The following is a 20,385-nucleotide window of genomic DNA, read 5'->3' on the forward strand; positions in this document are numbered from 1 at the left end:
CGCCCGGCGCGCCGATGTGAAGATGCCTCGGCGAAGGAGGATCGCGCATGACATGGCAAAACGAACTGAATGACATCGCCGACCGCCAGGCTATTGCCCAGCAAATGGGAGGGGAAGAAAAAGTCGCCCGACACAAGGCGGCCGGCAAGCTCACGGTGCGCGAACGCATAGACGCTATTGCCGACCCGGGCTCTTTCCAGGAAATCGGCAGTATTACCGGCTTTACCCGATACGACGAAAACGGCGCCCTGGCTTCGTACGTGCCGTCGAACCTGATCATGGGGCGGGCGCTGGTCGACGGTCGTCCTGTGGTGCTGGTAGGCGACGACTTCACGATACGCGGCGGCGCAAACGATGGCGCCATCACCGAGAAGCTCGCGCACGCCGAACGCATGTCTCATGACTTGGAACTGCCCATGATCCGTCTGGTTGACGGCACTGGCGGCGGCGGCTCGGTAAAGAACATCGAGACGAAGGGCCACACACTGCTGCCGATGATGCGGGAATGGCAACTGGTTGCCGAAAACCTGGCCCGCGTACCCGTAGTGGGTCTGGCGCTCGGCTCGGTGGCGGGCAAGGGTGCGGCCCGCGTAGCCGCGAGCCATTACTCGATGATGGTGCGCGGCACGTCGCAATTGTTCAATGCCGGCCCGCCCGTGGTCGCCCGTATCGGGCAGAAGCTGGAAAAGAACGAACTGGGCGGCAGCCACATCCATACCCGCAATGGGGTGGTGGACGACGAAGTGGGCTCGGAAGCCGAGGCCTTTGCGCGGGCCCGGCGTTTTCTTTCATACCTGCCGCGCTCGGTGTTCGAGCTTGCGCCGCGTGCTGCATGCACGGACGATCCTGGGCGCCGCGACGAGACTCTGCTCGATGCCATTCCGCGTGATCCGCGCAAGGTGTACAAGATCCGCCCCATACTCGAAAGCGTGATGGACGCGGGCTCGTTCTTCGAGATCGGCCGCCACTGGGGAAAAGGCATCGTCACCGGATTGGCTCGCCTGGATGGCTGGCCGGTGGCCGTGCTGGCCAGCGAGCCCTACCACTACGGCGGAATCTGGGACAAGAACACAACCGAGAAATTCACGCGGTTCGTGGACCTGGCCCAGACGTTTCACCTTCCTGTGGTGAACTTCGTTGACGTGCCCGGCTTCCAGATCGGTATCGAAGCGGAACAGTCGGGCGTGATGCGGGCGGGCGTGCGCGCGCTATCTGCCGTGTACCAGACCACGACGCCGTGGTGCACGATGATCCTGCGCAAGGCATATGGCGTGGCCGCTGCAGGGCACCAGCATCAAGGCCGTTATGCGCTGCGGTATGCATGGCCCTCGGCCAATTGGGGGTCGCTGCCTATCGAGGGCGGCCTGGAAGCGGCATACAAGAGCGAGCTGCTCGCAGCCGAAGATCCGGCGGCCAAACTCCAGGAAATCGAAGCGCGCCTGCGCCAGTTCGCCTCGCCGGTTCGCAGTGCGGAAGCCTTTGTGATCGAAGAGATCATTGATCCGCGGGACACACGGCGCATTCTCTGCGACTTTGCCAACCTGGTGGCGCCCCTGCGCAAGGCCGGCTTGACCCACTTTCGCTATCGGCCGTGAAGGCCTGCGCCTGCGCGCCAGCTGTTCATTCCATTTCATAACAAGGCCGCCCGCATTGTGTGGAAGTGGCCATAGATTGGAGTCGAGACATGCAAAGAAGAGCTTTTCTTTCCGCCACGGTGGCGTGCGCCATAGTGGCCTCCGCCTTTCATGGCACCAGCACGCAGGCGGCGCCCCAGTATCCCGACAAGCCCGTCAACATCATCGTGCCCTTCCCGCCTGGCGGGCTCACCGACCTGATCGGCCGCCGTTTTGCGGCTTACCTGGAAAAGAAAACCGGCCAGACTGTGGTGGTGCAGAACCGCGCGGGCGCTAGCGGCCAGGTAGGCGCACAAGCCATCGCACGCATGGAGCCCGACGGCTACAACCTTCTGGTCACCGCCACGCACTTTGCGATCAGCGCGGCGGTGCGCGCCGACCTGCCCTACGACCCGGTCGGCGACTTCGACCCCATCGCGATCTTCGTGACCACACCCAATATCCTGGTGGTGAACGAGAAAGTGCCGGTGCACAGCTTGCGCGAATACATCGACTACGCCAACAAGAAGCCGGGCGGCATGTCGTTCGGGTCGTCCGGCACGGGGGGCTCCACTCATCTTTCCGGAGAATTGCTCAAGCATCTTACCGGCGCCAACCTGCAGCATGTGTCGTACCGGGGCATGGTGCCGCACGTCAATGACCTGGTAGGGGGGCAGATCGAATCCGGCTTCGTGGACCCGAGCTCCGTCATTCAATTCCTGCAAGAAGGCCGGTTGCGCGCGCTGGCCGTAACCGGGGCGCAGCGCTTTGACATCCTGCCGGATATAGCCACCATCGCGGAACAGGGTGTGGATGGCTACGAAGCCACCACGTGGATAGCGCTGGCCGCCCCCGCAGGAACGCCCCAGGCCGTCAAGAAGTTCCTGAACCAGGCGGCCATAGAAAGCATGCAGACACCCGAAGGCAAGGAGTTCCTGCAGCAGATCTCAGCCACTCCATCGACGTTGACTGATGCCCAGGTGAAAGACTACCTGAAGGCCGAAATCGATAAGTGGAAAAAAGTCGCCGAAGCCGCCAACCTGAGAACGGAAAACTGACCTTGAAATCTTCACTGACGCATTTGCTGAACCCCGGGTCCGTCGCGGTGCTCGGGGCATCGGATGACCCGCTGAAGCCTGGTGGCCGCGTCATTGACTATATGCGCCGCGCCGCGTATTCCGGCACGATATACCCCATTACCAAGAGCAAGCGCCAGGTGCAGGGGGTGCCGGCTTTCCAGGCACTGGAAGAACTTCCTGCGGCGCCTGACTTGGTCGTTGTGGCCTTGCCGGAGACGCTGGTCGATGACGCTCTGCGATCTGCCGTGGCCCTCGGCGCCCGCGGCGCCATTGTGTATGCGTCGGGCTACGCCGAGCTGGGCGATCACGGCCAGGCACGCCAAGCTGAAATCGCCCGCATCGCCCGGAACGGCGGGCTACGGCTGGTGGGCCCGAACACGCAGGGCGTGGCCAACTTCGCCACCGGGGCAATTGCGCATTTCGGCACCATCATCGATCAGCTGTCGCCGCCCGTCTCGCCCATCGGCATTGTCAGCCAGAGCGGCGCGGGGTCGCAGATACTGTACGCCCGTCTTGCAGAGCTGGGGCTCGGGGCTCGGTACCTTGTGGCTACCGGCAACGAAGCAGACGTGGACGTGGCCGATATGGTCGAGGCATTTGTCGAGGACGCCGGCGTCGAGCTGGTGCTCGTGTACGCGGAGTCGCTGAAGAATCCGCGAAAGCTCGCCCAGGCTGCCTTGAAGGCGCGCGACCGCGGTCTGCCCGTCCTGATGGTGAAGGCCGGCCGCACCCGCAGCGGACAGCAGACCGCCGCATCACATACGGGCGCCCTGGCTTCCGAAGACCGTCTGGTCGATGTGTTTCTGGAAAAATACGGCGTACTGCGCGCAGCGGACCTGGAAGAGCTTGCTCAGCTCAGTCAGTTGTTTTTGGCGCAGCGCGGACATCCCGGCAAGCGCCTGACCGTCGTCAGCAACTCGGGCGCGACCTGCGTCATGGCCGCCGATGCAACCGAAGAATATGGCCTGCAGCTCGGCTCGTTCGACGACGACTTCAAGCGGCGATTGTCCGAAGTCCTGCCGCCCTACATCGCGCCGGGCAACCCCATAGACATGACCACGGCGAGCCTGAAGCAGCCAGACCTGTTCGAGCAGATCCTGGGGCGGCTGGAACAAGCTGACAATACCGACATGGTGCTCGCGGGGTTTCCTGTCGGCGGGAAGGGGTATGACTTCCCGCGCTACGCGCGCGAGTTGCGCGCATTCTCCGATCGGGCAGCCTGCCCGGTAGCGGTGAGCGTCAACCAGGAATGGACTGCCGAGATCTTTCGCCGCGAACGCATCCCCGTATTCAGCAGCGAACGACGGGCGGTTGCCGCGCTGGCGCAGCTGGCGCGCTATCACGATCGCCGCTCGCGAATGCCGGGCGCGCTGCCCGATGCCCTGTCCGCACGCGCGGCCTTCCCGTACGAGCCTCGCATCCACAATGAACTCGACAGCCTCAGCCTGCTGGCCGATGCCGGCCTGCCGGTCGTCTCCTACCGCGTTTGCGCGTCCGCTCAAGAAGCGGCCGATGCCTGGAGGGCCATGCAGCATGGGCCCGTGGTTCTAAAGGGAATCAGCGACCAGATCCATCACAAGTCCGAACACGGGCTGGTGCATGTAGGGCTGACAACGGAAGGCGCCATTCGCGACGCGGCGGACACGCTGCTGCGCCAGTTGCGCGTGCTGGGCGAGACGGATCCGCGGCTGTTGCTCGCACCCTTTGTCCCCGCCGACTTTGAACTGATGGCCGGCGCACAGGTCGACGGCCAGCTCGGTCCAATGGTTGCCGTCGGCCTGGGAGGCGTGCTGGTCGAAGCGCTGGAGGATATCCGCTTCATCCCCGCTCCACTTACACACGGCGAAGCGCTGGAGCACCTGTCCCGGCTGCATATTGCACCCGCCTTCGGCGCCCTGCGCGGCATGGCGGCCGTGGATCTCGCGGCCATTGCAGAGATCCTGGTCAACCTGGGACAGCTGGTCACACAACCGGGCAACCGTATTCGATCGATAGACATCAATCCCATACGAGTACAGCGCGGCGACGCCAGGCCTGTCATTGTCGACGCGCTGGTGGTGCAAGCGCAGGAGGCCCTGGCATGAAAGTACTGGTCGCCAACCGGGGGGCGGTCGCCGCGCGCATCCTGCGCGCCCTGAAAGCCCTGGACATGGAATCGGTGGCTGTGTATTCGGACGCCGATGCCGCCTTGCCCTATCTGCAGGAGGCTGATCAGGCGGTGAACATTGGCGCGGCAAGCGCGCGCGACAGCTACCTGAACCAGGAAACGCTGTTGCGCACCGCACTTGCGCACGATTGCGCGGCCGTCCATCCAGGGTATGGATTTCTTGCCGAGAACGCGCAATTCGCCGAAAGAGTCCAGGCTGCCGGCCTGGCCTTTATCGGCCCCTCGCCGCGCTGGATCTCGCTGCTGGGCGACAAGATACGCGCGCGGCAATATCTGCAGCCCTTCGGCATGCCCATGCTTCCCAGCAGCGGCGAACTGTACGCGCAGAACGATCTGGCCGCCGCCGTCGATCAATTGGGCTTGCCCGTGCTGCTCAAACCATCGGGCGGGGGCGGCGGCATCGGCATGGTGCCCATTCGCGAAGCGGCCGAAATCCCCGTCGCCTGGCAGCGGGCAAAGAGCTTATCCGAAAAGGCTTTCAGCACGTCGGGCCTATACATCGAGAAATTGGCTGTCCGCCCTCGCCATATCGAGTTTCAGTTCCTGGCCGACCGGTATGGCAATGTGCGCTGCCTGTTCGAACGCGATTGCAGCATCCAGCGACGGCACCAGAAAGTCATCGAAGAAAGCCCGGCGCCCAACGTGCCGCCCGAACGGTTGACTGCCATCATCGCTGAGCTCGAGCGCATCATGGGCGCGATAGCGTACGACGTGATCGGCACCGTCGAGATGCTGTATGACGCGAATACCGGCTTTCAATTCCTGGAGGTGAACACGCGCCTACAGGTCGAACATGCAGTCACCGAGGAAATCACCGGCATAGACATTGTGGCCGCGCAAATCCGGCTAGCCCTGGGAGAACGCCTGGACGAGGTGCTGCCTGCCCGCATCGCGTGCAACGGCCATGCCATCGAGGCCAGAATCTACGCCGAAGATCCGGTGAGCTTCTTTCCGTCATGCGGCGTGCTGTCGGAATTCGCCTTCGCGGCCGATGCGGGCATACGGGTGGAAACCGGCTATGGGCCCGGCAACCGCGTCACCGCTTACTACGACCCGATGCTTGCCAAAGTCATTGCGCACGCCGCGAATCGCCACGCCTGCATCGATCGCCTGGAACAGGCGCTTGTGCAGTCACGAATCACCGGGGTCAAGACCAATATTCCTTTTGTGCTGCAAACCTTGGCGTCCCGGGATTTCCGTCGTGCCGAACATTCCACCGATAACCACTGAGGTCGATATGCGCCAAACTCTATCTGTCTATGCCCCGGTATCCGGCACGCTGATTCGCATAAACGTTCGGCCGGGACAGTCCGTGCAGGCGGGCGACCTGTTAGCCATTATCGAATCCATGAAAATGGAAATCCCGGTCGAAGCCGAAGTGAACGGCACGGTTGATTGCGTGCTGGCCCAGGCTGCCGATGCCGTGGAAGAAGAGCAAGAACTGCTCCGTATCGTTGCGTAGTGCCTGCGTTTTCGCACAAGGCGTGCGCGCATCACGCCGCACGCGGCGTTTCGTCGGAGAACCAATGGTCGATCACATAAGACATGAAGTCGTTTACGTAGTGAATCGACCGTGCGCCTTCAGCGACCACGGCGTACCGCCTGTGCTGCGACCACTGGGCATCTATAGGAATGCACTTTACGTTGGAATGATCGTAGCGGCGCGCCAGCGATTGCGGAATCAGTCCCGCGCCGATATTGGCCGCTACCATGTCGTACATGGTCTTGTAGTCTGCCACGCTCACCCGTACGTTCAACTGGCATCCGTGCTCGGCGAGCCGCTCGCGCAAATAGCTCGTCATTGTGGCGCTCTCGCCCAGCACCACATGTTCGCACGCGGCGAAACGCCGGGCGTCCACGCTATCAAGACGGGCCAGCTCGGAACTGGCCGAGACGATCATCACCAGCGGGTCCAATCCGAAATCTATGGTCTCGACGCTGAACGACGTTTCAGGGGACGATATAAAGCCGATATCGAAGCGATCATGCATGATGCCGGTCTCGATTTCTTCTTTGCGTGCGGCGTGGACCGTGATGCTGACGTCGGGATGCTGGGAAAGATAGGCCTTTACCAGTGCGGGAAGATAGTCGGTTACGTACGACGAACTGGCGGCCACGCGCAGGAATCGGCGTCTCTTGTCTTTGAATTCGTGCAGTTTCAGGTGCATCTCGTCGACACTGGCCAACACGCGTTCGGCATACAGCAGGAACGACCGGCCGGCTTCCGTCAGGGCCATGCCGTTGTGCTTGCGATGAAACAAGCGCAAGCCCAGTTCGCCTTCAAGCGATTTGAGCCGCAGGCTCGCCGCCGGCAACGAAAGAAAGGTGTCCCGCCCCCCGTGGGTCAGGCTTTCGGTGCGGGCAATATTCACCACCAGACGACAATCGACCAGATCCATGATGCTCCGCCCATGGTGCAGGCACGGGGAAAGGACGTAAGACGCGCCAGCAGGCGCGACGGCGTGCGCAACACGCATGCTAACCAAACGTGGCAGGGTGCTCAAGCATCTACGGTGCGGCCAAATTTGCCCAGGGCGGGCGCAGGCCCGCCCGCGCGATGGCGCCCAAACCCTGCAGGGCGCACAGGGTTCATTTGATCAGAACATTGCCCTAAAGAAATCAATATGGTCCAAAGATGCGCACCGCCGCACAATCAAAGAGTGTCGCTTTCTGCCGTCCTGTTTCCAAGGAATGTCGCAACATGCCCGATACGCAATCCACCGAGGCCATAGGCCCCGATAGGTACTTTCACGACCGGCTCGCGCAAGGCCGTTTTCTTATCCAGCACTGCGCCGCGTGCTCGCGCCATGTGTTCTACCCGCGCATGCTCTGCCCCCATTGCGGTGGTTCACAACTGGACTGGGTAGCTCCGTCCGGCCGGGGGACGATCTATTCCACCACTGTGATCCGACGCAGGCCTGAGCAAGGCGGCGACTACCACGTGGCGCTGGTCGACCTGGAAGAAGGCGTGCGCATGATGTCCCGCGTCGAGGGCGTCGCCCCCGCCGCAGTCAAGATCGGCATGCAAGTCCAAGCGGCCATCACTCGCGGCGAAGACGGAAACCAGATCGTCTTCCGCCTTGCCTAGGAAAGAAACACATGGCACTCAATCAACTTCGCGGCGCGGCCGCCATCACGGGCGTGGGCCAGGCCGGCCTGGGCGAGGCCCACGGCTATACAGAGATGGAAATCCTGGTGCAGTCAGCCCAGCTGGCCGTTGCCGATGCCGGCCTGACGATGCAGGACATCGATGGCATCGCCACTGCCAGCGTGTCCTCGACTATGTGGGCCATGCCGGTTATTGAACACTTGGGAATCCGCCCCACGTTCATAGACAACACGATGGTGGGCGGCTCGAGTTTCGTCGCCCATCTGATGCCGGCCATCCTTGCCCTGAACTCGGGCCAATGCAACGCCGTCCTAGTTTGTTACGGCAGTACGCAGCGCACGTCCACGATTAACCGCGCCGAGGTTGGAAAGGCGCGCCGCAAGCTGGACCCGCAACCCTACGAGAACCCATATCAGCCGTTGAACCCGCTGAGCTCGTATGCCTTGGCTGCCGCCCGGCACATGTACCAGTACGGCACGACACGCGAGCAATTGGCCGAAGTGGCGGTTGCCGCCCGGAAGTGGGCCCGGCTCAATCCCGAAGCCTTCATGCGTGATGCGCTGACCATTGACGACGTCTTGAACTCACGCATGGTTTCGGACCCGCTGACCGTACGCGACTGCTGCCTGGTAACGGATGGCGCCGGCGCCTACGTGCTGGTGCGTGCAGACCGAGCGCGCGACATGAGGCACAAGCCGGTCTACGTGCTGGGCAACTCCACGGCATGCTGGAATCGCCAGATCTCGTCCATGCACGATTTGACGGTCACGGCTGCCCAGCAATCCGGCCGCATCGCCTTCGAGATGTCGGGGCTGAAACCGGCCGACATCGACGTGCTTGAACTGTACGACGCCTTCACCATCAACACCATTCTGTTCCTGGAGGACCTGGGCTTCTGCAAGAAGGGGGAAGGCGGCTCATTCGTCAGCGGCGGCGCCATCGCGCCGGGAGGACGCCTGCCGGTGAACACCAATGGCGGTGGCCTGTCGTGCGTACACCCGGGCATGTACGGCATTTTTATCTTGATCGAGGCTGTCCGCCAGCTACGCGGGAACTGCGGCGAACGCCAGGTCGCGAATGCGCAGACCGCGGTGGTGCATGGCAACGGCGGCACCCTGTCCAGTCAATCGACCGCCATCCTGGGAACGGAGGCCGTGCTTTAGAAGGGGAAATGCGCAACGCCGTTGCGCCCCGCGGGGCGGGTTCACCCTCGCTCCGGAACAATGACACGAGGAGACACCATGAAGATCCGTATTCTGTGCTGCGCTCTGTTCGCCTGCGCGGCGGCTCTGCCGCTTGCCGCGCACGCTGCATGGCCAGACCGCCCCATCACCATCGTTGTGCCCGCCTCTCCCGGGGGCACGACCGACATGGCAGCCCGAGCCATCAGCGAGCCGATGGCTCGGCACCTGGGCGCCACAGTCGTCATCGAAAACCGCGCCGGCGCGGGCGGCATCGTCGGCACCCAGCAAGTGGCGCGCGCCGCCCCCGACGGCTACACACTGCTGATGGGCAATATTGGCCCCAATGCCATCAACTACAGCATGTACCGCGACCTGCCGTACTCACCCGACGACTTTCAAGCCATCACGCTGGCCATCGCCGTACCGAACGTCCTGGTTGTCAATGCCGACACGCCTGCGTCGTCGGTGCAGGACCTGATCGCCCTGTATAAGAAGAACCCCGAAAAGATTACGATGGGCAGTTCGGGTACTGGGCAATCGCCTCATATGTCGGGCGAGCTGTTCAAGCTTCGCACCGGCATGGAAACACCCCATGTTCCCTACAAGGGCGCCGCGCCTGCCGTGACCGCGCTGCTGGGCAACCAGTTCACTTTCATGGTCGACAACCTGCCGAGTTCGCTTGCGCAGATCCAGGCAGGGCGGCTGCGCGCACTGGCCATCACCAGCGAAGCGCGCAATCCGCAGTTGCCCGACGTGCCGACCATGGCCGAGGCCGGCGTGCCGGACATGGTGGTTACCGCATGGTTCGGACTGTTCGCCCCCAAGGGAACGCCGAACGATGTGGTTCAGAAAATCTACGAGGCCGCCAGGTCGGCCATGGAAACGCCGGCAGTCAGGCAGCGTTTCGAGAATCTGGGCGGCGTCGTCGGCGGCAACTCCCCGGCGCAATTCGAGAGCTTCGTCAAGTCGCAACGCGAACTGTGGGCGGGCACGGTCAAGGCGGCCAATATCTCGGCAGGGAATTGAATGATCAACAAGATCAAGTCCTCGCATCGTGAGGCGCTGACAGTAATACACGACGGAGCCTCGATCATGGTGGGCGGCTTCGGAGACTCCGGCATTCCGTTTGAACTCATCAGTTCGCTACTGGACATGGGCGCCAAAGACCTCACCATCATCAGCAACAATGCAGGCGCCGGCGAACGCGGCATCGCGGCGCTCATCAAGGCGAACCGCGTGAACAAGGTGATCTGCTCGCACCCCAGGCCGCCGCGCTCGGAAATTTTTGCCGACGCTTACCGATCGGGGCGGGTGCAATTGGAATGCGTGCCACAGGGCACGCTTGCCGAACGCATCCGCGCCGCAGGCGCAGGGTTGGGCCCCTTCTACACGCCGACGGGCTACGGCACCCGGGTGGCCGAGGGCAAGCAAACCTGCGTGATCGACGGCAAGGGCTACGTGCTGGAACAGCCGCTGTCCGCCGATTTTGCGCTGGTGCGCGCGCACCAGGCAGACCGCCTGGGCAACCTGATGTACCGGCTCGCGGCCAGGAACTTCAATCCCCTCATGTGCATGGCGGCGCGCCACACCATTGTGCAGGCCGACGAGATCGTCGAAGCGGGGTCGTTGCCGCCGGAATACATCATGACCCAAGCCCTGTTCGTCAACGCTGTTGTCTTGGCAGAATCCGATGAATAAGCCCATTTCGCTCAGCCGGCAGCAGATCGCGCAACTGGTCGCGCAGGACATCCCCGAAGGCGCAAGCGTCAATCTGGGTATCGGCATGCCCACGCTGGTGGCCGATTATCTTCCCCCCGATCGCGAGATCCTGCTGCACAGCGAGAACGGCATCCTGGGCATGGGAGCCGCCGCCGAAGGCGATCAGGCCGACCCCGACCTGATAAACGCCAGCCGTGTACCGGTAGTGCTGATACCCGGCGCCTCCATCACCGACCACGCCACATCGTTCGCAATGATGCGGGGCGGACGTCTCGACTTCAGCATCCTGGGCGGCTTCCAGGTGGCGTGCAACGGGGATCTCGCGAACTGGCTCACCGACGCGCCCGATGCCATCCCCGCCATTGGCGGCGCCATGGACCTTGCCGTGGGCGCTCGCCAGGTGCTGGTGATGATGGATCACACGACCAAGTCCGGAGAAACGCGCCTGCTCGCGCAATGCACTTACCCGCTTACCGGTGTGGGCGTGGTCGATACCGTCTACACCAACTACGCGGTCGTCGATGTGCGCGACCAGCGTTTTGTGCTGCGCGCCATCGTGGATGGCATGACAGTGGACGAACTGCAGGCCATGACCGGGGCGCCCTTGCATGTGGAGGGCGCACTGCGCAGGATCCGCCTGCACGGCACGGGCATGGCTCGAATCGAATAAACCCATGATCCCTGGCATGGGCCCCATGCAGCACCGCGCAACCGCGCCATGACAACCAGGAGGAGACACACTATGTTCCGCCGCATCGCGTTCCGTGGTCTTGCATCGTTACTGGCCGCGGGCGTCATGGGTCTTGCCCATGCCGCCGATTTTCCCAGCCAGCCCATCAAGTTGATGATCCCGTATCCGCCCGGTGGCAGCGCAGACATGCTGGCCCGCCCGCTATCCGCTGAGCTGCAGAAAGCACTGGGCCAGCCCATCGTGCTGGATTACAAGCCGGGCGCGGGCGGAACCATTGCGAGCGCGCAGCTGGCTCGCGCCGAGCCTGACGGCCATACTGTGCTGATGGTGCTCACCGCGCACGCGATCAACCCCAGCCTGTATCGCAACCTGCCCTACGATACCCGCAAGGATTTTGCGCCGGTGTCTCTGGTTGCCCAGCTGCCGCTGGTGGTTGCCGCGCCCTTGGCCACTCCCGCCGATAATATGCAGGAGCTAGTGGCCTATGCAAAGAAGAACCCGGGCAAGTTGACCTTCGCGTCGGCCGGCAACGGCAACACCAGCCACCTGGCCGCCGAGATGTTCAAGTCCGTGACAGACACCGATATGCTGCATGTGCCATACAAGGGCAGCGGCCCGGCGGTGATCGCCCTGCTGGCCGGCGATGTGTCGCTGATGTTCGACAGCATCTCCACATCGGTCAGCCATGTGCAAAGCGGGAAGCTGAAGGCGCTTGCCGTAACGGGCGACAACCGCTCGTCGTTGTTGCCAGACGTTCCCACCGTGAAAGAATCCGGCTTTCCTGATTTCTCGGTCACTGGGTGGTACGGCATCATCGCCCCCGCGGGCACATCGCCGGAAGTCATCGATCGCCTCAGCCAGGCGTTTGCCAGGGCGGCCAATCAGCCGCAGATCAAGGCACAGCTCAATGGCATGGGCTACGACGTCATCGCTTCGACGCCATCCGAGTTCCACACACACATCGACCGGGAACTCACGCGCTGGGGCAAGCTGACCAAGGACGCCGGCGTGCAGATGCAATAAGCCGCCAGGAGGGGGCTCCGCCGCGGGCTGGCTCTGCGCCCCTGGGCGCTGGCTGCCCGCGCCTTAACCCGCCCCCAGCACCAGCAGGATAAGCAACATGGGCCCCGCATTGAAGACCCCGTGCAGGGCTACCGCCGCGCCAAAGCCGCGCCGCACGCGTATCCAGCCCAGCACCAGCCCGGTGGCCCACTGGGGCAGCACCAGCAGCGGCAACATCCAGTAGGCCGTATCGGCCAGGATGAAGTTGTTCAAGTGCACGCTGGCGAATGCCAGCGATGACAGGTGATACACCCAGCCGAAACGCATACGGTATTGCCGGCGCCAATCCATGCGCCAGCGTTTGCGGCTGATGCGTCCGCGCGCCAGAGGGCGGCTGGCCGCCAGCAGCACGACTGCGGCCCAGGCAAGGGTCCAGCCGTGCACGCCCCACAGCAGCGGCGGCAGTATGGCCGGGCACACCCACAGGGCTTGCAGCGGCCGGCGCAAACCATAACGAAACAGCGTTTCTTCGATCAGCGGCGCCCACAATATGGCGGTCAGCCACGGAATGGCGGACGGGTCGAGCCGGTGCGATGCGCCGGCCGCGCCGGCGGCCGTCACGGCGATGGGCCCCAGCGCGAAGAAGTTCAGCCCCCACAATACGGCTGCCCATGCCAGCAGCCGCGATATGGGCACGCCCGGGCGCCAGTCGCTGGCAAGACTGCTGCCGGCGTTCCGGCCCGGCAGGCGCGCAAGATCGGGGCGACGCAAGAAGCGCCAGAAGTCGGCGAACTCGTCGCGAAAACGCAGTTTGCCGCCAGGCATGGCTGTAGCCGAGCGCATGATGCGGCTCAAGCGCCGTTGCCGCTGTGCAGTTGGCGGGTGGCCAGCGCGAAATCGCCGTCCAGCATGGCCGGCACGATGGCCCGGCAACGGTGGATGACGTCATCGATGCCGGCCTGTTCGTCGCGCCGCGGCGGGTGCAGCACGAAATCGGCCACCTGCTGCGCCAGGCCCAGCGTGCGCGGATGGCCGATGCCGATGCGTACGCGCCAGAAATTGGGGCTGCCCAGGGCGGCCTGGATGTCTTTGAGACCATTGTGACCGGCATGGCCGCCGCCTTGCTTGAGCTTGACCTGGCCGGGCAGCAGATCGAGCTCGTCGTGCAGCACCAGCACCTGTTCGGGCGCCAGCTTGTAGAAGCGCGCCAGAGCGCCCACGGCTTGCCCGGATCGGTTCATATAGGTAATGGGCTTGGCCAGCAGCACGCTTTCGCCCGCATGGCGGGCCTTGGCCACCATGGCGAAGAACCCTTTTTCAAGCGTGTAGCTTGCCCGCAGGTCGTCGGCCACATGGTCGGCGAGCCAGAAGCCGGCATTGTGGCGGGTGGTTTCGTAGTCGGGCCCGGGGTTGCCCAGGCCCACGATCAGGCGTATGGCAGTAGACATCATCGCTTACTACACAAAAAACCCCGCGCATGCAAGCGCACACGCAGGGTTCTGGCCGGGCGCCCGGGGTTGCCGGGCGCGCGGTACGAGCGGTTGCCGAAGATCAGGCAGCCGGGGTTTCCTCGGCGGCTTCGCCGTCTGCGGCGGCACCGCCGCCCTTGACGAGCGCGGTGGCCAACACGGGGTTGACTTCAGCGCCTTGCGGCACGTACGTGACGCCCTTGGGCAGCTTGATGTCGGCCAGGTGCACCGAAGCGCCGCCCAGCAGGTTGCCCAGGTCGACTTCGATGAACTGGGGCAGCGCGGCCGGCAGGCAGGTGATTTCGAGCTCGGTGAGCACGTGGCTGATGATCGCGCTGCTGAGCTTGACGGCCGGCGAGTTTTCGCCGTTGATGAAGTGCAGCGGAACCTTGGTGGTCAGCGCCTGGTTGGCGTCCACGCGCTGGAAGTCCACGTGCATGACTTGCGGCTTGTAGGCGTGCCATTGAACCGCACGCAGCAGCACGGGGTGGTCCTTGCCGTCGAGTTCCATTTGCAGGATCGAGGCGTGGAATTCTTCCTTGCGCAGGGCGTGGTAGATCTCGTTGTGGTCGAGTTCGATGTTCGACGGGGCAGCCGTACCACCATAGACAATGGCGGGAACGCGGCCCGCGCGGCGCAGGCGGCGGCTCGCACTCGAACCCTGGACGCTACGCGCAGTGGCTTTGAATTTCATGGATGACTCCAAACAATCTGGCAACGGTGAAGTTGCCGGTTACGTTGCACGGCGCGCAACATGCACGCCGCGTTGTTTGCCCATCTGCCGCGACCAGCAGGCAGGCAAATTCGGGTATATGGGCTGGCGTCGGCCGGCTCAGTCGACGAACAGCGAGCTGACCGATTCGGCGTTGGAAATGCGCAGAATGGTCTCGCCCAACAGCGCCGCGCACGACAGCTGGCGGATTTTACCGCTGGCCTGGCCTTGCTCGGACAATGGAATGGTATCGGTGACGACGAGCTCGTCGAGCTCGGACGCTTCGATGCGGTCGATGGCGCCGCCCGACAGCACGGGGTGCGTGCAGTAGGCATACACCGCGCCGGCGCCGCGATCTTTCAGGGCCTGGGCCGCCTTGCATAGCGTGCCCGCCGTGTCCACCATGTCGTCCATGATGATGCAGGTGCGGCCATCGACTTCGCCGATGATGTTCATGACTTCGGACACATTGGCCCGCGGACGGCGCTTGTCGATGATGGCCAGGTCGGCTTCAAGCTGCTTGGCCAGCGCGCGGGCGCGCACCACGCCGCCGATGTCGGGCGACACCACCACCAGGTTCGAGAAATTGCGGCGCCAGATGTCGCCCAGCAGGATCGGGCCGGCGTAGATGTTGTCGACGGGAATATCGAAGAAGCCCTGGATCTGGTCGGCGTGCAGGTCCATGGTGAGCACGCGATCGACCCCGGCCACCTGCAGCATGTTGGCCACCACCTTGGCCGAGATGGCCACGCGCGCCGAACGCGGCCGGCGGTCTTGGCGGGCATAGCCGAAATACGGGATGGCGGCGGTGATGCGGCCGGCGGACGCGCGGCGCAGGGCATCGACCATCACCATGATTTCCATCAGGTTGTCATTGGTGGGCGCACAGGTGGGCTGCAGCACGAAGACGTCTTTGCCACGCACGTTCTCGTTGATTTCGACCATGACTTCTCCGTCGGAGAAGCGGCCAACCGTCATTTTGCCGAGGGACATGTCGAGATGATTGACTACGTCTACGGCCAGGCGCGTGTTGGCCGTACCCGTAAAGATCATGAAGCTGTCGTTTGCCATGATGGAAGCTGCGATGGTCGATTAGGACGCTGACGTGTGCTGCATGCCGGAAAACCGGCAATAAAAAAAAGCTGCTGAACCTAGGCCAGTGTCTGACGGGCGCGTTCAACAGCTTTTTTATTTTGTTGGGTGGCTGGGGAGGAAGGATTCGAACCTTCGCATGCCGGAATCAAAATCCGGTGCCTTAACCAGCTTGGCGACTCCCCAACTATCTTGCGATCCAGTTCCGCAACGGATGTTCGATCAGGCCGGGACATGCCCGCAATAACCGAAACCCGGGTTGCGTGTTGCCGATTGATTTACCGGCGACGCGCATTGTAGCGGTAATTTCCTGCTGCGCCAAAACGGCTTGTTGCTCTGTACGGTACTGCGCGAACAAACACGCGCCAGACCCTGACATGCGGACATGGACACCATGCCCCGACAGCCACTGCGCAGCCCCATGTACTTCAGGGTAGCGCCGAAAGACCACCGGCTCCAAGTCGTTCTTGCCATAAAACCTTGCAAGCCCCCCCGCTTCGGCAGCATTGCCACCTGCGCTGAAATCTTGCTCAGCAAGAAAGTCCGCTATTGTGACTGAAGGCGTGTCGCGTGTCAAATCGGGGGCCGAAAAAATACTGGCCGTCGGTACGCTGGCATCGGGCTGGGCTACCAGATAGGCAGCGGGCGGCAGCGTAACGGCGGTGAGCACTTCGCCCACGCCTTCGGCGAAGGCCGATTGGCCGAAAACGAACACCGGCACGTCGGCGCCCAGCGGCAGCGCCAGCGCCATGAGCTCGCGCCGGGTCAGCCCCGTGCCCCACAGGCGGTTCAGGGCGATCAGGGTGGACGCGGCGTCGCTGGACCCGCCGCCCAGGCCGCCCCCTTGCGGAATGACTTTTTCAAGCGCGATCTGTGCGCCCAGGCGGGTGCCGGTGGCCTGCTGCAGGGCGCGCGCGGCGCGCAGGGTAAGGTCTTGTTCGGGCGGCACGCCCGGCAGGTCGGCGGCGCGGCTGATGCGGCCGTCGGCGCGCGTGTCGAAGTGCAGCGTGTCGTACAGGCCAATAAAACGGAAAACCGTCTGCAGCAGGTGGTAGCCATCGGGCCGGCGCCCGACTACGTGCAGGAACAGGTTGAGCTTGGCCGGGGCCGGAACGTCGTACAGCATGACGGAAGGTCAGGGCTGGCTGATGGCCAGCCGCACGACAATGCGGCGCCCCGGTTCGGCGCGCTGCAAGACCAGCAGGCCCGGGCCTTGGGCGTCGTAGCGCGACAGGCGGGCGTGCCAGCCGTCTTGCTCGAAAGACGCCGGACGCCCCTGGGCGTCGCGCTCGAGCGCCGCCACTTGCGCATTGTCGGCTACCTGGCCGCGCAGCCAGTGGCGCAGGCCCGATACCGGCACCGGCCCGCCCAGCGCTTCTTCGGCCAGCGCGTCGGGCGTATCGGCGCGCAGCACCGTGCCGTCGGCCTTGGTCAGCGTGGCATGGCCAGGCAGCCCTTCGACGCGCGCTTCGGTAGAACCCAACGGATTGGTGAGATCGAGCTGGTAACGCTGGCCGTCGTCGCGCCAGGTAAAGCCGCCCTGCACTGCCTGCTGCTGGCCGGTGGCTTCGGTGACGGTGATGGCGAAACGCCCGCCGCGCGTGAAAGCGTCGGCGCGCGTGGCCGCGGGGCCGTCCGGCACGCTGGCGCAGGCCGCCAGCATCGCGCACAGCCCGGCCGCAAGCCAGCCTCGCAGCCAGCCCCCCGCATGCTTGGCATGATGCGCGACTGCCATCACAGCGGCACCCCCAGCCGCTTGGCGGTATCGAGCAAGGTCTGGTTGTTGGGGTCTTTTCTGTAGCCTTCGTGCAGCAGTTCGCGCGCCTGTTCGCGCTTGCCTTGCGCGGACAGCACTTCAGCCAGGTGCGCGGCAATATCGGGTTCGGGGCGCTGCGCATAGGCGCGCCTCAGGTAGTCGACCGCGGCCTGGTGGTCGCCCATGCGGAATTTGACCCAGCCCATGCTGTCCAGGATAAAGGGGTCGTCCGGCAGCAGCTCGAGCGCCTGCGTGATGAGATCGAGCGCTTCGGGCAGGCGCTGATTGCGGTCGGCCAACGTATAGCCCAACGCGTTGTAGGCATGGGCATGTTCGGGGTCGATGGCGATAACCTGGCGCAACTGCGTTTCAAGGTCGTCGTAGCGGCCCACGCGTTCATACAGCATGGCGAGTTCGTACTTGATCTCGACCGTATCGGGCTGCGCCTGGTTGGCGGCCTCGAGCGTGGCCACCGCCTGGTCCAGCCGATCGCCATCGCGCAGGATCTGCGCGCGCGTGAGCAGGCCCTGCAGTTGATCGTCCTCGTCTTGCGGCTGGGCGGCGTCGATCATTGCCAGCGCCTCGTCAGTGCGGCCTTGCTTGGCGCGCAAGCCGGCCTGGCGCATCTGCGCGGAATAGCGCAGCGCCGGATCGTCGATCTGGCCCAACTGGGCGACGGCTTCGTCGAAATTGCCCTGGTCTTCGGCAATGCGCGACAACAGCACGCGCGCGTCGGCCTCGGCGGCCGCCGCGTCGCTGGCGCCCGGGGCGATGGACTCCTGGCGCTGGTTCTGCACGTCCAGGTACTGCTGCAACAGATGCCGGGCCTGGTCTTTGCGCCCGGCCTTGTAAGCCAGTTGCGCCTGCATGAACAACAGGTCGAAGTCTTCGGGCGAGCGGCGCGCCATGGCTTGCAGTTCGGCCAGCGCACCATCGTAGTTGCCCTGGTCGGCCATCAGCGCGGCCAATGACAACTGCAGTTTGCGTGAATCGGGATACTTGAGCAGGAACGCACGGGCCTCGATTTCGGCGCGCGTTGGGTCGACGCGCGCGCCGTATTCGAGCACGCGCTGCGCGGCGGCCTCGGAACGCGGATCGGCCGCCAGGGCGGCGCGCGCTTCGTCGGCGGCCCGGCGGTCGTCGCCCGCGGCCTGCGCCACGTCGGCCAGCGCCAGGTGGGCTTCGGGCAGCTTGCGCACGGCGGGGCTGAGCGCCTCGTCCAGAATGCGCAGGGCCAGTCTGCGGTCGTTCAGGCGGCCCAGCACGCCCAGGGCCTGGGCAATGGCGGCCGGCTTGTCGGACGCTGCATCGATGCGCGCACGCAGCGCAGCGGCCAGGCCGGTCGTCTCGCCATTGGCCGCGGCCAGCGCCAGTTCGGTGGACGAAGCCTCGACATCGGCCGGCGCCAGCCGGGACCATTCGCGCGCGGCATCGAGTGCGCCAGCCAGGTTGCCGCCCGCCAGCTGGAATTCGAGAGCGCGGCGCGCCAGCCGCGCATCGCCGGTTTCGCGCGCCAGGTTCACCAGTGTGGACGCCGCCGTGCTGTACATGCCGCGCTGCGCGGCGATTTCGGAAGCCAGTATGCGGTAGAAGACGTCGGCGGTAAGGGTAACCAGCGGCGCCTGCCCGGGCCGCAGCCGTATGACCTGGGTTTCGGGCGTGCGCGAGGGGGGCACCAGACGCGGTCCGGTGGCGTCGCCCGGAACGCGGTCGGCAGCCAGAGCCGGCAAAGACTGCAAACCCGCCAGCGCGAGCGCCAGCATGGCTAGTACGGGATGAACTTGTTTAAGCAACGACTTCACGCGGCCTGTCCGGTTGGTGGCACAATCATCTATACACTTGCGATCATCTTACACTGGCTCATGCCGGAACTCCCCGAAGTAGAAACCACCCGCCGCGGCATCGATGCCGTCATCACGGGCAAGACGCTGCGCCGCCTGCTGGTGCGCGAGCCGCGCATGCGATGGCCCATTCCGGACGAACTGCCCGACCTGCTGGCGGGGCGCACCGTGCTTGAATGCGCGCGCCGCGGCAAGTACTTGCTGCTGCGCTTCGAACACGGCACGCAAATCGTGCACCTGGGCATGTCTGGATCGCTGCGCAGCGTGCCGCAGGACGAGGCGCCGCGCAAACACGACCACGTGGACTGGATCTTCGACCACGCCGTGTTGCGCCTGCACGATCCGCGCCGCTTCGGTGCGGTGCTGTGGCATTGCGGCCAAGCGGGGCCGGTTACGTCGCACCCCTTGCTGGCGCGCCTGGGCATCGAACCCTTCGACCCACGTTTTGATGGCGCGTGGCTGCACAGCCATTTCCGCGGCCGCGACATCGCCGTCAAGCAGGCCCTGCTCGCGGGCGACGCCGTGGTGGGGGTAGGCAATATTTACGCATCCGAAAGCCTGTTCCGTGCGGGCATCGACCCGCGCACCCCCGCGCGGCGCGTGTCGCTGGCGCGCTGCACGCGCCTGGCGGATATGGTCCGCGCCACCTTGGCCGACGCGCTTGCCTCGGGCGGCAGCACGCTGCGCGATTATGTGGGCGCGACCGGCCAGCCGGGCAGCTATTTCGATATACACGCGGCCGTATACGAGCGGGCGGGCATGCCCTGCCGTGTGTGCGCAACGCCGATCCGGCGCGTGGTGCAAGGCCAGCGCGCCACGTACTTCTGTCCGTCCTGCCAACGCCGCTAGGCCTGCACGCGCCTGCGCGGCGTGCGCCTGCGCAAAGCATATTCGTTTATAGCAAACGAATTGCATAAAAACGAATCAAGGTCTATAGTGGCCGCCATGGAC

General features: G+C 64.3%; 19 protein-coding genes, 1 tRNA gene and 1 pseudogene. 12 read left to right on the top strand and 9 right to left on the bottom strand.

The features are described 5' to 3' along the window. The first annotated feature begins 47 nt into the window (after positions 1-47). The 5 genes from CAL19_RS14995 to CAL19_RS15015 all read left to right on the top strand — a co-directional run bounded on the left by CAL19_RS14995 (position 48) and on the right by CAL19_RS15015 (position 6,321). Complete coding sequence (locus CAL19_RS14995; RefSeq protein ID WP_094797240.1) at positions 48-1,595, top strand: acyl-CoA carboxylase subunit beta; 1,548 nt, start codon at positions 48-50, stop codon at positions 1,593-1,595. 89 nt (positions 1,596-1,684) lie between these two features. After that, complete coding sequence (locus tag CAL19_RS15000; RefSeq protein WP_094797241.1) at positions 1,685-2,671, top strand: Bug family tripartite tricarboxylate transporter substrate binding protein; 987 nt, start codon at positions 1,685-1,687, stop codon at positions 2,669-2,671. A 2-nt stretch (positions 2,672-2,673) separates the two neighbouring features. Beyond that, complete coding sequence (locus CAL19_RS15005) at positions 2,674-4,776, top strand: acetate--CoA ligase family protein (protein ID WP_170941546.1); 2,103 nt, start codon at positions 2,674-2,676, stop codon at positions 4,774-4,776. Then, positions 4,773-6,089: an acetyl-CoA carboxylase biotin carboxylase subunit gene (locus CAL19_RS15010; RefSeq protein WP_094797243.1), complete on the top strand. Its 1,317-nt coding sequence runs from the start codon at positions 4,773-4,775 to the stop codon at positions 6,087-6,089. Before CAL19_RS15005 ends, CAL19_RS15010 begins: the two co-directional genes overlap by 4 nt. A gap of 7 nt (positions 6,090-6,096) precedes the next feature. Further along, positions 6,097-6,321, top strand: coding sequence for an acetyl-CoA carboxylase biotin carboxyl carrier protein subunit (locus CAL19_RS15015; protein WP_094797244.1), 225 nt, complete (start codon positions 6,097-6,099; stop codon positions 6,319-6,321). A gap of 31 nt (positions 6,322-6,352) precedes the next feature. Here the strand turns inward: CAL19_RS15015 and CAL19_RS15020 are convergent, their stop codons facing one another. Then, positions 6,353-7,258 (bottom strand): LysR family transcriptional regulator, encoded by a 906-nt coding sequence (locus CAL19_RS15020; RefSeq protein ID WP_170941547.1) that lies wholly within the window; start codon positions 7,256-7,258, stop codon positions 6,353-6,355. A gap of 302 nt (positions 7,259-7,560) precedes the next feature. Between CAL19_RS15020 and CAL19_RS15025 the strand changes: the two genes are divergently transcribed. The 6 genes from CAL19_RS15025 to CAL19_RS15050 all read left to right on the top strand — a co-directional run bounded on the left by CAL19_RS15025 (position 7,561) and on the right by CAL19_RS15050 (position 12,585). After that, positions 7,561-7,947, top strand: a complete 387-nt coding sequence (locus CAL19_RS15025) for a Zn-ribbon domain-containing OB-fold protein (RefSeq protein ID WP_094797246.1) — start codon at positions 7,561-7,563, stop codon at positions 7,945-7,947. An 11-nt stretch (positions 7,948-7,958) separates the two neighbouring features. Then, positions 7,959-9,131, top strand: a complete 1,173-nt coding sequence (locus CAL19_RS15030) for a thiolase (protein ID WP_094797247.1) — start codon at positions 7,959-7,961, stop codon at positions 9,129-9,131. A gap of 78 nt (positions 9,132-9,209) precedes the next feature. After that, positions 9,210-10,178, top strand: coding sequence for a Bug family tripartite tricarboxylate transporter substrate binding protein (locus CAL19_RS15035; RefSeq protein WP_026639523.1), 969 nt, complete (start codon positions 9,210-9,212; stop codon positions 10,176-10,178). Then, complete coding sequence (locus tag CAL19_RS15040; RefSeq protein ID WP_094797248.1) at positions 10,179-10,850, top strand: 3-oxoacid CoA-transferase subunit A; 672 nt, start codon at positions 10,179-10,181, stop codon at positions 10,848-10,850. Continuing rightward, positions 10,843-11,541 (top strand): 3-oxoacid CoA-transferase subunit B, encoded by a 699-nt coding sequence (locus CAL19_RS15045; protein ID WP_094797249.1) that lies wholly within the window; start codon positions 10,843-10,845, stop codon positions 11,539-11,541. Before CAL19_RS15040 ends, CAL19_RS15045 begins: the two co-directional genes overlap by 8 nt. 72 nt (positions 11,542-11,613) lie before the next feature. Beyond that, positions 11,614-12,585, top strand: a complete 972-nt coding sequence (locus CAL19_RS15050) for a Bug family tripartite tricarboxylate transporter substrate binding protein (protein WP_094797250.1) — start codon at positions 11,614-11,616, stop codon at positions 12,583-12,585. A 63-nt stretch (positions 12,586-12,648) separates the two neighbouring features. On the opposite strand, the gene CAL19_RS15055 is transcribed toward CAL19_RS15050, so the two are convergent. The 8 genes and pseudogenes from CAL19_RS15055 to CAL19_RS15090 form a co-directional block, all read right to left on the bottom strand. Next, complete coding sequence (locus tag CAL19_RS15055) at positions 12,649-13,407, bottom strand: CPBP family glutamic-type intramembrane protease (RefSeq protein WP_094797335.1); 759 nt, start codon at positions 13,405-13,407, stop codon at positions 12,649-12,651. 8 nt (positions 13,408-13,415) lie between these two features. Next, a complete protein-coding gene (pth, locus tag CAL19_RS15060; RefSeq protein WP_094797336.1) occupies positions 13,416-14,012 on the bottom strand; it encodes an aminoacyl-tRNA hydrolase in 597 nt (198 codons plus the stop codon). A 103-nt stretch (positions 14,013-14,115) separates the two neighbouring features. Then, positions 14,116-14,727, bottom strand: coding sequence for a 50S ribosomal protein L25/general stress protein Ctc (locus CAL19_RS15065; protein ID WP_094797251.1), 612 nt, complete (start codon positions 14,725-14,727; stop codon positions 14,116-14,118). Between the two features lie 138 nt (positions 14,728-14,865). Then, positions 14,866-15,816 carry a ribose-phosphate pyrophosphokinase gene (locus CAL19_RS15070; protein ID WP_006227587.1) on the bottom strand — a complete coding sequence of 317 codons (951 nt, stop codon included), beginning with the start codon at positions 15,814-15,816 and terminating at the stop codon, positions 14,866-14,868. A 130-nt stretch (positions 15,817-15,946) separates the two neighbouring features. Then, positions 15,947-16,023, bottom strand: a tRNA-Gln gene (locus CAL19_RS15075). Between the two features lies 1 nt (position 16,024). Further along, positions 16,025-16,963, bottom strand: a complete 939-nt coding sequence (gene ispE / locus CAL19_RS15080) for a 4-(cytidine 5'-diphospho)-2-C-methyl-D-erythritol kinase (protein WP_094797252.1) — start codon at positions 16,961-16,963, stop codon at positions 16,025-16,027. A gap of 9 nt (positions 16,964-16,972) precedes the next feature. Further along, positions 16,973-17,500 carry a lipoprotein insertase outer membrane protein LolB gene (gene lolB, locus CAL19_RS15085; RefSeq protein ID WP_231494566.1) on the bottom strand — a complete coding sequence of 176 codons (528 nt, stop codon included), beginning with the start codon at positions 17,498-17,500 and terminating at the stop codon, positions 16,973-16,975. 71 nt (positions 17,501-17,571) lie between these two features. Beyond that, positions 17,572-19,457, bottom strand: a pseudogene (locus tag CAL19_RS15090) (tetratricopeptide repeat protein). Here CAL19_RS15090 and mutM point away from each other — a divergent pair. After that, the gene (gene mutM / locus CAL19_RS15095) at positions 19,456-20,283 is read left to right on the top strand and encodes a bifunctional DNA-formamidopyrimidine glycosylase/DNA-(apurinic or apyrimidinic site) lyase (RefSeq protein ID WP_094797253.1); all 828 of its coding nucleotides are present in this window, start codon (positions 19,456-19,458) and stop codon (positions 20,281-20,283) included. The pseudogene CAL19_RS15090 and the gene mutM sit on opposite strands and share 2 nt — an antisense overlap. Positions 20,284-20,385: the final 102 nt, after the last annotated feature.

It is taken from the genome of Bordetella genomosp. 7 (assembly GCF_002261265.1).
Lineage (GTDB): Bacteria > Pseudomonadota > Gammaproteobacteria > Burkholderiales > Burkholderiaceae_B > Bordetella_A.

Coding starts and splice junctions, on each gene's coding strand:
- lolB (WP_231494566.1), bottom strand. CDS start 17,500: ATGCTGGCGGCCTGCGCCAGCGTGCCGGACGGCCCCGCGGCCACGCGC.
- CAL19_RS15040 (WP_094797248.1), top strand. CDS start 10,179: ATGATCAACAAGATCAAGTCCTCGCATCGTGAGGCGCTGACAGTAATA.
- CAL19_RS15015 (WP_094797244.1), top strand. CDS start 6,097: ATGCGCCAAACTCTATCTGTCTATGCCCCGGTATCCGGCACGCTGATT.
- CAL19_RS15055 (WP_094797335.1), bottom strand. CDS start 13,407: ATGCGCTCGGCTACAGCCATGCCTGGCGGCAAACTGCGTTTTCGCGAC.
- CAL19_RS15000 (WP_094797241.1), top strand. CDS start 1,685: ATGCAAAGAAGAGCTTTTCTTTCCGCCACGGTGGCGTGCGCCATAGTG.
- CAL19_RS15035 (WP_026639523.1), top strand. CDS start 9,210: ATGAAGATCCGTATTCTGTGCTGCGCTCTGTTCGCCTGCGCGGCGGCT.
- mutM (WP_094797253.1), top strand. CDS start 19,456: ATGCCGGAACTCCCCGAAGTAGAAACCACCCGCCGCGGCATCGATGCC.
- CAL19_RS14995 (WP_094797240.1), top strand. CDS start 48: ATGACATGGCAAAACGAACTGAATGACATCGCCGACCGCCAGGCTATT.
- ispE (WP_094797252.1), bottom strand. CDS start 16,963: ATGCTGTACGACGTTCCGGCCCCGGCCAAGCTCAACCTGTTCCTGCAC.
- CAL19_RS15045 (WP_094797249.1), top strand. CDS start 10,843: ATGAATAAGCCCATTTCGCTCAGCCGGCAGCAGATCGCGCAACTGGTC.
- CAL19_RS15030 (WP_094797247.1), top strand. CDS start 7,959: ATGGCACTCAATCAACTTCGCGGCGCGGCCGCCATCACGGGCGTGGGC.
- pth (WP_094797336.1), bottom strand. CDS start 14,012: ATGTCTACTGCCATACGCCTGATCGTGGGCCTGGGCAACCCCGGGCCC.
- CAL19_RS15010 (WP_094797243.1), top strand. CDS start 4,773: ATGAAAGTACTGGTCGCCAACCGGGGGGCGGTCGCCGCGCGCATCCTG.
- CAL19_RS15065 (WP_094797251.1), bottom strand. CDS start 14,727: ATGAAATTCAAAGCCACTGCGCGTAGCGTCCAGGGTTCGAGTGCGAGC.
- CAL19_RS15025 (WP_094797246.1), top strand. CDS start 7,561: ATGCCCGATACGCAATCCACCGAGGCCATAGGCCCCGATAGGTACTTT.
- CAL19_RS15070 (WP_006227587.1), bottom strand. CDS start 15,816: ATGGCAAACGACAGCTTCATGATCTTTACGGGTACGGCCAACACGCGC.
- CAL19_RS15020 (WP_170941547.1), bottom strand. CDS start 7,258: ATGGATCTGGTCGATTGTCGTCTGGTGGTGAATATTGCCCGCACCGAA.
- CAL19_RS15050 (WP_094797250.1), top strand. CDS start 11,614: ATGTTCCGCCGCATCGCGTTCCGTGGTCTTGCATCGTTACTGGCCGCG.